Raw genomic sequence first — 13,428 nt, 5'->3', positions numbered from 1 at the left:
GGCCATCGCCTGAACCAGCCGGGGGATCCCCCTCATCACAACCCACCCGTTCAGCACCCACACGAGTCCGGGGTTCCGCCACATAGCGGCGGAACTCCAGAACAAGCCTTATTCAGCAGCGTCCTAGACGTAATTCCGCTGGCAGACAAACACATTCGCGCACACTCCAGTGGCCGGAAGCGTGGACCTGCGCTACACCAACCCAGCCGCTGACCGTCGCCACCGCCCACCACGCCATGCAGCTGCACCGCGAGCACGACTGCCCCCGCAAGCGCGCCGCGTTCGCCGCACTGGTAGCCGCCGGGCGCATCACACCGGATTCCACCCGCCGAAACCGCCGATGGAGCGACCCCTCATGAGCGACGCCGAAGAAGATTGGATCGGACGGCTCCCGGAACTCACCGACCGGGCCACGCGAGCGGGCTACCGCATGATGCGCGATCCGGTCTCACCACACGATTGGAAGCTACTGGACGCCGAACACGGCGACGTCATCGTCTGCGCCGCCAGCCTCGCCCAGATCGAGCAGTGGCTCGACTCCTGACCGCGCGCGGCCCGCAGCCAGGCGGGCCACACGAGCGGGCTAGCGCCTCCTGCGCGAACCGGCGTCACCACACGACTGGAAGCTACTGAACGCCGAAGCCGGTGACGTCGTCGTCTCCCCCGCCAGTCTCGACCCGATCGAGCAGTGCCTCGCTTCCTGACCGCGCACGGCCCGCCGCCAGGTGGGCCACAACCTCGGACAGATGGTTCTCGGACACGTACAGCTGCGCGCCGAACCTATCAGGCCGCAATGTTCCGGATGCGATCAGATCGAACACGGCGGATCTATCCAACCCGAATCGTGTCGCCGCTTCGTCCAACGGGATATACGACGAAGTAGGAGACGCATGAATTCGCTCCGGATCGATGTACCAGCTCTGCCGTTGGAGCCACCGGAAGTACTCATGGTGGATCCGGGTCCTCGCGCGATGATCGGCCGTTTCGGCCAGGAACTCATCGAGCAAGTCGAACAGTCCGTCGACGGCCGCCTGTTCATCATGGCCGTCGAGCGGCCGAGCCGCGTCGGGGACGCAGATTCGGCTGACGAGTCCGGACCAGCTGAGATTGTTGCCACCGTCCAGTCGCAGGATCAAGAACTCACGGAAGCCGGCCAGCATCGAGCCTTGGCTGCCGATGTCTACGCCGGTGACGAAGGCGACCAGCTTGTCGTATCCCAGCTCGGACCTGGCGAAGTACATGCCAGGTCGCAGTCTGACGTTGCGCAACAATCCGCGATAGTCCATCCGGCAAGGCTGCCACGATCCGCCGGTTCGGTAGCCGTGACTATGCGGATGTTCCGCAGAACACCTGGTGGTCGACATCGAGTCGATCCTCGCGGTTCGCTTCGGTGACACAGATTCCGAGGCGGGCCTCGATCAGGCGGAGCCGTTGGCCGGGTCCGGCGACGTCGGCCAGGTGAGACACCGACGGTTGGCGGCACAGATCGGCCCGGGACCCCAGTCTCAGCGCGGCGGAACCTACGGCCGCCACCGCGGTCAGTGATCAGCGCTGCGATGGCAGCGATCTCGTCGATGCGCGGTCAGCTCGCCAGGCAGCCCGGGCCGAGCAGCGCCTTCAGGTCGCCCATCAGGGCCGAGGACGGTGAGACGCGCAGGCGTTCGTCGAGTTTCAGCAGCGTGGTCTTGTCCCGGGCGCCGACATGGCGGATATGGACGTCCGACGTGCCGGGGTGCCTGGACAAGACCCGCTTGAGTTCGCCGATCTTGTCCGGGGTGCACATGCGGGTGGTGATGGTGACCGCGAGGGGCTTGGCCACGCCGACGGCGGACAGGTCGGGGACGGCGAGATCGTTGGCGATCAGCGAGATCCGGTCGTCGCGGACCGAGACCCGGGCCTTGACCAGCACCACGGCGTCCTCGACGACGTCCATCCCGTACACCGAGTACGCCTGCGGGAAGAACAACACCTCGATGCCACCGGTGAGGTCTTCCAGCTGGGCGGAGGCCCAGGCCAGGCCGTTCTTGTTGATCCGCCGGTTCACCGAGGCCAGGATGCCGCCGACGGTCACCTGGGTGCCGTCCTTGATGTCGCCTTCCAGGATGGCGGGGATCTGCGTGTCGGCCTGCGCGGCGAGCACATGCTCCACGCCGTTGAGCGGATGCCCGGACACGTACAGGCCGAGCATCTCCCGCTCCAGCGCGAGGCGGTGCTTGGACTCCCACTCCTCGTCGGGCACCTTCACGTTGAACACCGAGGTCACCGACTCGTCCGCGTCCAAGCCGCCGAACAGGTCGAACTGACCCATCGCCTCGGCCTTCTTGGTGGCCATCACGGCGTCGATGGCGTCGGAGTGGATCAGCATCAGGCCCTTGCGCGGATGCCCCAGCGAGTCGAATCCGCCCGCCTTGATCAGCGATTCGGTGACCTTCTTGCTCGCGGCGATCGCGTCGATCTTGTTCAGATAGTCGGAGAAGTCGGTGAACTTCGACTTCTCCTTGCGCGCCTGGATGATCGAGGCGACGACGTTCGCGCCGACGTTGCGCACCGCGCCGAGACCGAAACGGATGTCCTTGCCGACCGAGGCGAAGTTCTGCTCGGACTCGTTGACGTCCGGCGGCAGCACGGTGATGCCGAGGCGGCGGCAGTCGGACAGGTAGACCGCGGCCTTGTCCTTGTCGTCACCGACGGAGGTGAGCAGGCCCGCCATGTATTCGGCCGGGTAGTTGGCCTTGAGGTAGGCGGTCCAGAACGAGACGAGGCCGTAGCCGGCGGCGTGCGACTTGTTGAACGCGTAACCGGCGAACGGAAGGATGGTGTCCCACAGCGCTTTCACCGCGCCTTCGGAGAAGCCGTTGTTGGTCATGCCCTCGTGGAAGCCCTTGTATTCGGCCTCCAGCACCTCGAGCTTCTTCTTACCCATGGCTTTACGCAGCGCGTCGGCCTTGCCCATGGAGTAGGAGGCGACCTTCTGTGCGATGAACATGATCTGCTCTTGGTAGACGATCAGACCGTAGGTCTCGGCGAGGATGTCCTTGAGCGGTTCCTCGAGCTCGGGGTGGATCGGCTTGATCGGCTGCCGCCCGTTCTTGCGGTCGGCGTAGTCGTTGTGCGCGTTCATGCCCATCGGGCCGGGCCGGTACAGCGCGAGCACGGCGACGATGTCGTTGAAGCCGGTGGGCTGCATGCGGCGCAGCAGGTCGCGCATCGGACCGCCGTCGAGCTGGAAGACGCCGAGCGTGTCACCGCGCGAAAGCAATTCGTAGGTCGCGGGGTCGTCCAGCGGCAGGTTGTCCATGTCCAGGTCGATGCCGCGGTTGGCCTTGATGTTGTCCAGCGCGTCGCCGATGACGGTGAGGTTGCGCAGGCCCAGGAAGTCCATCTTCAGCAGGCCGATGGCCTCGCAGGACGGATAGTCCCAGCCGGTGATGATCGCCCCGTCCTGGGGCCGCTTCCACACCGGGATCGCGTCCATCAAGGGCTCGGAGGACATGATCACCGCGCACGCGTGCACACCGGCGTTGCGGATCAGGCCCTCGAGGCCGCGCGCGGTCTCGTAGATCTTGGCCACATCGGGGTTGCTGCCGATGAGCTCGCGGACCTCAGCCGCTTCCTTGTACCGCTCGTGATCGGGGTCCATGATGCCCGAAAGCGGGATGTCCTTGGCCATGATCGGCGGCGGCAGCGCCTTGGAGATCTGGTCGGCGATGGCGAAACCGGGCTGGCCGAACTGGACGCGCGCGGAGTCCTTGATCGCGGCTTTGGTCTTGATGGTGCCGAAGGTGATCACCTGGGCGACCCGGTCGCTGCCCCACTTCTCGGTGGCGTAGCGGACCATCTCACCGCGACGGCGATCGTCGAAGTCGATATCGATATCGGGCGCGGACGGGCGCTCCGGGTTGAGGAACCGTTCGAACAGCAGGCCGTGCGGCAGCGGGTCGATATTGGTGATGCCCAATGCGTAGGCCACCAGCGAACCGGCCGCCGAACCACGGCCGGGGCCGACCCGGATGCCGACTTCCCGCGCGTGCTTGACCAGGTCGCCGACGACGAGGAAGTAGGCGGGGAAGCCCTTCTGCTTGATGACGTCGAGTTCGAAGTAGGCGCGGGTGTAGTACTCCTCGGGCACCCCGCCGGGGAACCGGCGCGCCAAGCCGCGATCGACCTCTTTGCGCAGCCAGGAGTCCTGGTCCTCGCCCTCGGGAACCGGGAAGACCGGCATGCGGTCCTTGAAGGCCCACACCTCGTCGTAGGACTGGACCCGCTCGCCGATCAGCACCGTGTTGTCGCACGCGCCGGGCACCTCGGCGTCCCAGAGCGCGCGCATCTCCTCGGCCGACTTCAGGTAGTAGCCGTCACCGTCGAACTTGAACCGCGTGGGGTCCGACAGCGTCTTGCCGGTCTGCACGCACAGCAGCGCCTCGTGGTTGGCGGACTGATCCTTGGTGACGTAATGGCAGTCGTTGGTGGCCAGCGCCGGGATGCCCAGTTGTTTGCCGATGTTCAGCAGTCCCTCGCGGACCCGGCGCTCGATGGACAGGCCGTGGTCCATCACCTCGAGGAAGAAATTCTCCTTGCCGAAGATCTCCTGCCACTTGGCGGCGGCCTCGAGCGCCTCGCGCTCGTGGCCGAGGCGCAGGCGAGTCTGCACCTCGCCGGAGGGGCAGCCGGTCGTGGCGATGATGCCCTCGGCGTACTGGGCGATGATCTCCGCGTCCATGCGCGCCCACTTGCCGAGCTGACCTTCGATGGAGGCCAGCGAGGAGAGCTTGAACAGGTTGCGCAGGCCGGTGGCGTTCTCGGCGACCATCGTCATGTGCGTGTAGGCGCCGGAGCCGGAGACGTCGTCGCCCTTCTGGCTCGGATCGCCCCACTGCACGCGCTTGGTGTCGAACCGGGAACCGGGCGCGATGTAGGCCTCGATGCCGATGATCGGCTTGATGTCGTGCTTCTTGGCCGAGTTGTAGAACTCCGACGCGCCGTACATGTTGCCGTGGTCGGTCATCCCGACCGCGTTCATCCCGAGCCGTTTCGCCTCCGTGAACAGTGGCGAGATCTTGGCCGCACCATCGAGCATGGAGTACTCGGTGTGGTTGTGCAGATGGACGAACGATCCGGACGAGGCGGCCAAGACGGTCCTTCCTCCCAAGGTCTCGACGGGGGTTGGCTGGACCGATTCTAGGCGGGCGCACCGACTGCTTTTGACCGGCACGCGGGCGCCACTCGGGCCTGCGGCGTGTCGGTGGGAAAGATCACCGGCGCGTCCTGGCGACTCGCCGCATAAGCGTCTGATTTCCGCGAGTGTCGGGATCGGCCCGCCGCCATGCCTGGCGATCGCGCCCACCGCGATAATCGGCCCATGACATCCGCGCGCCGGGGCCCGCCATGACCACCGCGCTCGCCGTCGTGGTCGCGGCGGCGCTGATCGCCGGTGCGTTGCTGATCTGGTCGCGCACCCGCAGGGTGGTGACCACCCCCGCCGAGCGGGCGGTGCATTCGGCGCTGCACACCGCGTCGCTGGCGGCGGTCCCGCTGCGGCGCGGGTTGACCGAAGAGTCGGCCAGGGAAGCCGCGCCCCATCTGCGCGCGCTCACCGGCGCGGAGGCGCTCGCGCTGGCCGACGCGGACGGCACGCTGCTCGCCTGGGACGGACCGCACGCCGAACTGGCCGAGTACTTCGCCGAAGCCGCCGCACGCGCCGTCGCGGGCGAGCGTCCGGTGCTCGTAGCCGGACCCGGGCGCGGCGAGCACGCCGGGCGCACCCTGATCGCCCAACCGTTGCTGGTCGAATCCAACGGCGTCGCCGGTGTGCTGGGCGTCGTGAGCACCGGACAGCCGGGGCCGGGGCGGCTCGGCGCGGTCGCCGAGGTGGCGCGGTACGCCTGCGGCCAGCTCGAACTGGCCGAACTGGACGCGTCGCGGGCCCGGCTGGACCGGGCCGAGGTGCGCGCGCTGCGGGCGCAGATCAGCCCGCACTTCATCTACAACGCGCTCAACACCATCGCCTCGTTCGTCCGCACCGACCCGGCGCGGGCCCGCGAGCTGATCCTCGAATTCGCCGACTTCACCCGGTACTCCTTCCGCGCCGCGGGCGAGTACACGGTGCTGTCGGACGAGCTGCGCAACATCGAGCGCTACCTGGCGCTGGAACGCGCCCGCTTCGGCGACGCCCTGCAGGTGCGGCTGCGGATCGCGCCCGAGGTGCTCGGCGTGGTCCTGCCCTTCCTCGCGCTGCAGCCGCTGGTGGAGAACGCGGTGCGGCACGGGCTGGCGGGCACCGCCAACGGCGGCACCGTGAGCATCGTCGCCACCGACGCGGGCACCGACTGCGTGATCAGCGTCGAGGACGACGGCGTCGGCATGGACCCCGACCTCCTGCGCTCCGGCGCGCTGGACGCCGTCGACACCGGCGCCGGCCCGGCGGGCTCCGGGGAGGCCGCGCACGTCGGCCTGGCGAACGTCGACGACCGGTTGCGCGCGGCCTTCGGCGACGACTACGGCCTGGTCGTGGAAACTGCGCCGGGCGCGGGCACGAAAGTCAGCCTGCGCGTCCCCAAGTTCCGCGCGGGCATCCGGCCGTGAGATCGGCGTGCCCGGCCCCACCCGGCGGCGGCCAACCAAGCACCGCTCAGCCCACGCACGCCGAAAGCACGACTCACACCGGCCGGCAGACCAGCCCACGCGATGCCCGGCTCACGCCCACGACGAACACCCGACCAGCAGGCCGACCCACGCGAGCGGGAACCACGACCGCATCCGGTCGAAGGACAGCCAGCGGTACCCGGAGCAGGCCGGGGCACGCTGACGACGCCCGGTCGGCGGCCCGGCGGGAGAGCTTTACGATGGAGCGACTGTGACCCGCGTTACCGGCAAACCGGCGGGCGCGCTGCGCGTGCTCGCCGTGGACGACGAGAAGCCCGCTCTGGACGAGCTGGTGTATCTGCTGCGCGCGCGGGCCGAGATCGGGGAGATCCACGCGGCGGGCGACGCCACCAGCGCGCTGCGGGTGCTGCGCGCCCACCCGGTCGACGCGGTCTTCCTGGACATCAACATGCCCGGCCTGGACGGTATGGAGCTGGCGGGCATCCTGTCCGAGTTCGCCAATCCGCCCGCCGTGGTCTTCGTGACCGCCCACGACGATCGGGCGATCGCAGCGTTCGACCTGGGCGCGGTCGACTATCTGCTCAAGCCGCTGCGCGAGGCGCGGCTCGCCGAGGCGGTGCGGCGGATCGCCGCCGCTCGCAGCGCGCCGCACCAGGCCGCCGCCGACGAGCGCGCCGACCCGAGCGAGGTCATTCCGGTGGAACTGGGCGGGGTGACGACGCTGGTGCCGAGGACGAGCGTGAGCTGGGTGGAAGCCGACGGTGACTACGCGCGGCTGCACACCAGCCGCGGATCGCATCTGGTGCGGATCCCGTTGTCCGCCTTGGAGGCTCGCTGGCACGACGCGGGTTTCCTGCGGGTGCACCGCTCGTATCTGGTGGCGCTGCGGATGGTCACCGGACTGCGCGCGGTGGGTTCCGGCACCGTGGTGTGCCTGCGGGCCGAGGGCGACGCGCAGGCGGTCGAACTGCCGGTCAGCCGAAGACAGGTGCGCGAGCTGAAGCAGCGGCTGGTGCACCGGCCCCGGCAACACTGGGGCAATCAGTGACCACGCCGCCGCGTCCGGTGCGCGAGCGCGTGGTGCTGTCCGAGCGACGCGGCGCGCGGCGGATCCGCACGCGGGTCGAGGTCGCCGAGCAGACCGAGTTCGGCGAGGCGCTCATCGGCGGTCTGATCCGCGCGCAACTCGGGCTCGCGCTGCGCGTGGGCCTGGTGACCATCGCGCTGCTGTGCGCGCTGCCCGTGCTGTTCCGCGCCGGTTCGATCGGCTCGGTCACGGTGCTGGGCATCCGGCTGCCCTGGCTGCTGCTCGGCGGCGCCGTCTACCCGCTGCTGTTCCTGATCGGCCGCACCTACGTGCGCCTGGCCGAACGCAACGAACAGGATTTCCTCGAACTGGCCGAGGACTGATCGTGCACCCCACCCGAATCCCGTCCGTGTCGATGCCCTGCGGCAGCAGCGGGACGAGCCGGGTACGCCACTCGGCGCGTCCGCGAACCTGCGCCGGGAACACACGCGGCGCGTCCGCGACCGGGATTCGACAGGAGCGATCCGCGTGCCGCCGTGAGACCGGCTTCACCAGCACAGACATGACGCATGCGCCTCCGCACCCCGCGAGCGGCCCCCGCCCGTCCCGGACGCCCGGCGGGAGCTGGCCGGCGCGGCGAACATCGTCTGGCGCTTCGTTCCCCGCACCGTTCGGCACGCCCATCCGCCGGGGGGCCGCGTGGACCGCCATACCGCGCGCATGCGGCCGACCTTCCTACGGCCGCGCGGTGACCTCCGACCCCACGCTGACCCCGGTGGCGCTTCCCGTCCGGAACATGCGGTGGCCTGGCCGAACGCGACGAACGGGTCTTCCTCGGATCGGCCGGGGACCGAACGTGCGACCGGTCCGACTCCCCGCCACCGGCCGAGCGACCGCCGTGGCCCGCGCGCGCGAATGCCGGACGCCAAGCGGCGACTGGCGGATCTTGCGCCCGCGCCGACCGGGCACGCGCGGTCCGACCACACCGACGGTGCGGGACGCGTCGCTCCTCGCACCGTTTCGCACGCCAGCCGGCCGAGGCGCGGGGGCCGGATACCGCGCCCGGTCCCGAGGCACGCCATGACCTCCGGCACGGCGACCACGCTGACGGTGGCCGCGCTGATCCTCGCCGCGCTGGCGACCGTCGCGATCGGCGCTTACGGTGTGCGGCTCGCGCGCACCACCTCCGACTTCCTCGTCGCATCGCGCAGTGTGGGGCCGCGCTGGAACGCCGCCGCGATCTCCGGTGAATACCTCTCGGCCGCTTCGTTTCTCGGCGTCGCCGGGTTGATCGCCAAGTACGGCGCGGACGCGCTGTGGTACCCGGTCGGGTTCACCGCCGGATACCTGGCGCTGCTGCTGTTCGTCGCCGCCCCGCTGCGCCGCTCCGGCGCGTACACGGTGCCCGACTTCGCCGAATTCCGTTTGGGCTCGGTGCGTTTGCGCAGGCTCGCGGCCACCGTCGTGGTGCTCATCTGCGCGGTGTACCTGATCCCGCAATTCCAGGGCGCGGGCCTCACGCTGCACATCCTGCTCGGAGTGCCGGACTGGGTGGGCGCGGTGGCGGTGGGCGCGATCGTGATCGCCAACGTGGTCGGCGGCGGGATGCGCTCGATCACGCTGGTCCAAGCGTTCCAGTACTGGTTGAAGCTGACGGCGGTCGCCCTCCCCGCGCTGGTGCTGCTCGGGCACTTCCTCGCCGACGAGCGGGAACTGGGCGCGCCGGCCCCGCCGGTGGTGTCCGAACGCACGACCGTCGACGTGACCACCGACGTGGTGGTCCGGGTCAACGCGCCACAGCAGGTCTCGATCACGGGAACGCTCGACGAGCGCGCCGTCGACGGCCCGGTGCCGCTGTCACCCGGCACGCACGAGCTGGCGGCCGGGACGCGGTTGGTGCTCGAGGCAGGGTCCGCGGTGCCGGTGGTGGCGGGCGCCCCCGCCGACGGCGCGGGCTGGCTGGCGCCGGGCGGCGGCCTGGGCGGACCGCATCCGGCCTACCAGGTCTATTCGCTGATCCTGGCGACCTTCCTCGGCACGATGGGCCTGCCGCACGTACTGGTGCGCTTCTACACCAACCCCGACGGGCGCGCCGCGCGCACGACGGCGCTCGCGGTGATCGGCCTGGTCGGGTTGTTCTACCTGTTCCCCGTCCTGCTGGGCGTCTTCGCCCGGCTGTACGTGCCGCAATTGCTGATCACCGGAACCTCCGACGCCGCGGTGGTGCTGCTGCCGGGGGCGGTGGTAGCGGGCCTGCCGGGTCAGCTGCTCGCGGCGCTGGCCGCGGCGGGCGCGATCGCCGCGTTCCTGTCCACCTCGTCGGGGCTGCTGGTGAGCATCGCGGGCGTGCTCAGCACCGACATGCTGCGCGGGCGCATCCGGGACTTCCGCACGGCCGCGCTGGTCGCGGGGTCCGTCCCGCTGGCGTTGTCGCTGACGGTGGTGTCGCTGGACCTGTCGCGCACCGTCGGCCTGGCCTTCGCGGTGGCCGCCTCCACGCTGTGCCCGCTGCTGGTGCTCGGCATCTGGTGGCGCGGACTGACCGCGGCGGGCGCGGCGGCCGGACTGATCGCGGGCGGGCTCGCGGCGGGCGCGGCGACCGCCGTCTCGGTCACCGGCGGTTTCTCCGACGAAGTGGCGGGCGGCTGGCCCGCCGCGCTGCTGAGCTATCCGGCGGCGATCAGCGTGCCGCTGGCGTTCGCCACCATGGTGCTGGTGAGCTCGCGCACCCGCGGCCTCGGCGCAAGGACGGTGAGCCGGATCTTCGTCCGGATGCACGCGCCGGAGCGCTTGGGCATGGGCGCGGACCGGGAGCGCAGTCTCCGCTCGGACTGAACGACGGCTCTCGCACCCTCCGACCGTTCGTCGCGCCGGATCGACCGCTCACCGCAGATTCGGACACCTTCACGGAGTGACCCACACCACAGCCTACTGACGCCCCTGTGGTCTGACTTACCGTCCACGAGAAGTAAGCCACGTCACTTGGTAGGACCATCATGACCAGTACCGAACTCGACGACACCGCACCGCGGCGAGCGCCGAGCGCAGCAGAATTCGCCGAAGTCCAGGCGAGCCCCCAATTCCAGGAACTGCGAACGCGCCTGCGCCGCTTCGTGTTTCCGATGACCGCGCTGTTCCTGCTCTGGTACCTCGGTTATGTGCTGCTCGGCGCGTACGCCCACGACTTCATGAGCCGCCCGGTGTTCGGCGAGATCAACGTCGGATTGCTGCTCGGCCTCGGCCAATTCGTATCCACCTTCGCCATCACCGCGCTCTACGTCCGGTTCGCCAACCGGGAGCTGGATCCGCGCGCGGCGGCCATCCGCGGCTACCTCGAGGGAGACCGAGCGTGAACACCGTGCACACCTACGCCGCGGCGGCGACGGTCGGCAACCCGGTCGCCAACATCGCCATCTTCGGCGTCTTCGTCGTCTTCACGATGATCGTGGTGATCCGGGCCAGCCGGAACAACGCCACCGCCGCCGACTACTTCACCGGCGGGCGCGGCTTCTCCGGCCCGCAGAACGGCGTCGCCATCGCGGGCGACTACCTCTCGGCCGCGAGTTTCCTCGGCATCGCGGGCGCCATCGCGGTCTACGGCTACGACGGATTCCTCTACTCCATCGGATTCCTGGTCGCCTGGCTGGTGGCGCTGCTGCTGGTCGCCGAGATGCTGCGCAACACCGGCAAATTCACCATGGCCGACGTGCTGAGCTTCCGATTGAAAGAAGGCCCGGTACGCACCGCCGCGGCGCTGTCCACGCTGACGGTGTCGCTGTTCTACCTGCTCGCGCAGATGGCGGGCGCGGGCGGTCTGGTGGCGCTGCTGCTCGACGTCACCGACAAGACCGGCCAATCCGTCGTCATCGCCGTCGTCGGCGTGCTGATGATCGTGTACGTGCTGGTCGGCGGTATGAAGGGCACCACGTGGGTGCAGATCATCAAGGCGGTGCTGCTGATCGTCGGCGCGGCGCTGATGACCGTCATGGTGTTCGCCAAGTTCGGTTTCGACTTCTCCGAGATCCTCGGTTCCGCGCAGGAAGCGGTTTCCGGTTCGGCGAACAAGGCCGTCGCCGCGCGTGACGTGCTCGCCCCCGGCGCGCAGTACGGCGGCAGCGAGACCTCGAAGCTCAACTTCCTGTCGCTCGGCTTGGCCTTGGTGCTCGGCACCGCGGGCCTGCCGCACGTGCTGATGCGCTTCTACACCGTGCCCACCGCCAAAGAGGCGCGGCGCTCGGTGGTCTGGGCGATCGGCCTGATCGGCGCGTTCTACCTGTTCACCCTGGTCCTCGGCTACGGCGCGGCGGCGATCGTCGGGCCGGATCGCATCCTCGCGGCCGCCGGCGGGCAGAACTCGGCCGCGCCGCTGCTGGCCTTCGAACTCGGCGGCGTGGTGCTGCTCGGCGTGATCTCCGCGGTCGCCTTCGCCACCATCCTCGCGGTGGTCGCAGGCCTGACCATCACGGCGTCGGCGTCGTTCGCCCACGACATCTACGCCAACGTCATCAAGCGCGGGAAAGCCGGTGAGCGCGAACAGGTCCGGGTCTCCCGGATCACCGCGGTGGTGATCGGCGTGCTGGCCATCGCGCTGGGCATCCTGGCCAACGGCCAGAACGTCGCCTTCCTGGTGGCGCTGGCGTTCGCCGTCGCGGCGTCGGCGAACCTGCCGACCATCCTGTACTCGCTGTTCTGGCGGCGGTTCAACACCACCGGCGCGCTGTGGAGCATGTACGGCGGCCTGATCTCGACGATCGTGCTGATCGTGTTCTCCCCCGCGGTGTCCGGCAGCAAGACCGCCATGCTGCCCGGCTCGGATTTCGACTGGTTCCCGCTGTCCAACCCGGGCATCGTCTCCATCCCCCTGGCGTTCGTGCTCGGCATCATCGGCACCTTCGTCGGCGGCAGGTCCGAGGATCCGGCCAAGGCCGCGGAGATGGAGGTCCGCTCGCTCACCGGCGTCGGCGCCGAGAAGGCGGTGGTGCACTGAGCACTGCCCGGCATTCCTCGTCCCCCCTGTTCTTTCGTTAGGAGATCTCGCGTGACCAGCGCAACCACCGATGACCGCGACACCACCGCCTACCCGCCCGCCGCGGAGTTCGCCGCCCAGGCGAACGCGAGCGCGGCGCTCTACGAGCGGGCGGCGGCCGATCGCGACGCGTTCTGGGCCGAGCAGGCCCGGCGGCTGCACTGGGACGAACCGTTCACCCAGGTGCTGGATTGGAGCGAAGCGCCGGTGGCGAAGTGGTTCGTCGGCGGCAAGCTCAACGTCGCCTACAACTGCGTGGACCGCCACGTCCTGGACGGACACGGCGACCAGGACGCCATCCACTGGGAAGGCGAACCCGGCGACTCGCGCGCGATCACCTATGAACAGTTGCGGGACGAGGTCTGCCGGGCCGCCAACGCGCTCACCGACCTGGGCCTGGTCGCGGGCGACCGGGTGGCGATCTACATGCCGATGGTGCCCGAGGCCATCGTGTCCATGCTCGCCTGCGCCCGCCTCGGACTCACCCACTCGGTCGTCTTCGCCGGATTCTCCCCCACCGCGCTGCGCCAGCGGGTGGACGACGCCGGCGCGCGTCTGGTGATCACGACCGACGGGCAGTGGCGGCGCGGGGCGGCGGCGCCGCTCAAAGCCGGGGTGGACGAGGCGCTGGGTGAGGGGACGTCGAGCGTCGAGCATGTGCTGGTGGTGCGCCGCACCGGCATCGAAGTCCCCTGGACCGAAGGCCGCGACCTGTGGTGGCACGACACCGTCACCCCCGCCTCACCCCACCACCGACCCCAACCCTTCGACG

The 13,428-nt window shown here is 69.5% G+C and carries 10 protein-coding genes; 8 read left to right on the top strand and 2 right to left on the bottom strand.

Annotated features, from left to right (window positions below; all coding sequences use genetic code 11):
- Positions 1–355 precede the first annotated feature (355 nt).
- Entirely contained in the window at positions 356–544 is a 189-nt protein-coding gene (locus U3653_RS33035) for a hypothetical protein (RefSeq protein WP_195083343.1), read from the top strand.
- A gap of 82 nt (positions 545–626) precedes the next feature.
- Here the strand turns inward: U3653_RS33035 and U3653_RS33030 are convergent, their stop codons facing one another.
- Positions 627–1,286: a helix-turn-helix domain-containing protein gene (locus tag U3653_RS33030; protein ID WP_195083344.1), complete on the bottom strand. Its 660-nt coding sequence runs from the start codon at positions 1,284–1,286 to the stop codon at positions 627–629.
- Between the two features lie 296 nt (positions 1,287–1,582).
- On the bottom strand, positions 1,583–5,131 hold the full coding sequence (gene dnaE / locus U3653_RS33025; RefSeq protein WP_195083345.1) for a DNA polymerase III subunit alpha: 3,549 nt from the start codon (positions 5,129–5,131) through the stop codon (positions 1,583–1,585).
- A gap of 254 nt (positions 5,132–5,385) precedes the next feature.
- On the opposite strand from dnaE, the gene U3653_RS33020 reads away from it, so the two are divergent.
- From U3653_RS33020 to U3653_RS32990, 7 genes are all read left to right on the top strand, one after another.
- The gene (locus U3653_RS33020) at positions 5,386–6,582 is read left to right on the top strand and encodes a sensor histidine kinase (protein ID WP_195083346.1); all 1,197 of its coding nucleotides are present in this window, start codon (positions 5,386–5,388) and stop codon (positions 6,580–6,582) included.
- A gap of 271 nt (positions 6,583–6,853) precedes the next feature.
- Positions 6,854–7,651 (top strand): LytR/AlgR family response regulator transcription factor, encoded by a 798-nt coding sequence (locus U3653_RS33015; RefSeq protein WP_195083347.1) that lies wholly within the window; start codon positions 6,854–6,856, stop codon positions 7,649–7,651.
- Complete coding sequence (locus U3653_RS33010; protein ID WP_323124758.1) at positions 7,648–8,013, top strand: hypothetical protein; 366 nt, start codon at positions 7,648–7,650, stop codon at positions 8,011–8,013. Before U3653_RS33015 ends, U3653_RS33010 begins: the two co-directional genes overlap by 4 nt.
- 697 nt (positions 8,014–8,710) lie before the next feature.
- Complete coding sequence (locus U3653_RS33005) at positions 8,711–10,465, top strand: sodium/solute symporter (protein ID WP_195083348.1); 1,755 nt, start codon at positions 8,711–8,713, stop codon at positions 10,463–10,465.
- 161 nt (positions 10,466–10,626) lie between these two features.
- Entirely contained in the window at positions 10,627–10,983 is a 357-nt protein-coding gene (locus U3653_RS33000; RefSeq protein ID WP_195083349.1) for a DUF485 domain-containing protein, read from the top strand.
- Positions 10,980–12,617, top strand: coding sequence for a monocarboxylic acid transporter (locus U3653_RS32995; protein ID WP_195046226.1), 1,638 nt, complete (start codon positions 10,980–10,982; stop codon positions 12,615–12,617). Before U3653_RS33000 ends, U3653_RS32995 begins: the two co-directional genes overlap by 4 nt.
- A gap of 51 nt (positions 12,618–12,668) precedes the next feature.
- Positions 12,669–13,428, top strand: a 760-nt coding sequence (locus U3653_RS32990; protein WP_195083350.1) for an AMP-binding protein, incomplete at its 3' end; no start/stop codon positions are given.

Source organism: Nocardia implantans, from assembly GCF_035544775.1.
Classification (GTDB): domain Bacteria; phylum Actinomycetota; class Actinomycetes; order Mycobacteriales; family Mycobacteriaceae; genus Nocardia; species Nocardia implantans.
The sequence above is the reverse complement of the archived record's forward strand: the minus strand, read 5'-3'. Positions and strand labels throughout refer to the sequence as shown.

Excerpts from the sequence above, each read along its gene's own strand:
- U3653_RS33020 (WP_195083346.1), top strand. The coding sequence starts at position 5,386 with ATGACCACCGCGCTCGCCGTCGTGGTCGCGGCGGCGCTGATCGCCGGT.
- U3653_RS33035 (WP_195083343.1), top strand. The coding sequence starts at position 356 with ATGAGCGACGCCGAAGAAGATTGGATCGGACGGCTCCCGGAACTCACC.
- U3653_RS33030 (WP_195083344.1), bottom strand. The coding sequence starts at position 1,286 with ATGGACTATCGCGGATTGTTGCGCAACGTCAGACTGCGACCTGGCATG.
- U3653_RS33000 (WP_195083349.1), top strand. The coding sequence starts at position 10,627 with ATGACCAGTACCGAACTCGACGACACCGCACCGCGGCGAGCGCCGAGC.
- U3653_RS33005 (WP_195083348.1), top strand. The coding sequence starts at position 8,711 with ATGACCTCCGGCACGGCGACCACGCTGACGGTGGCCGCGCTGATCCTC.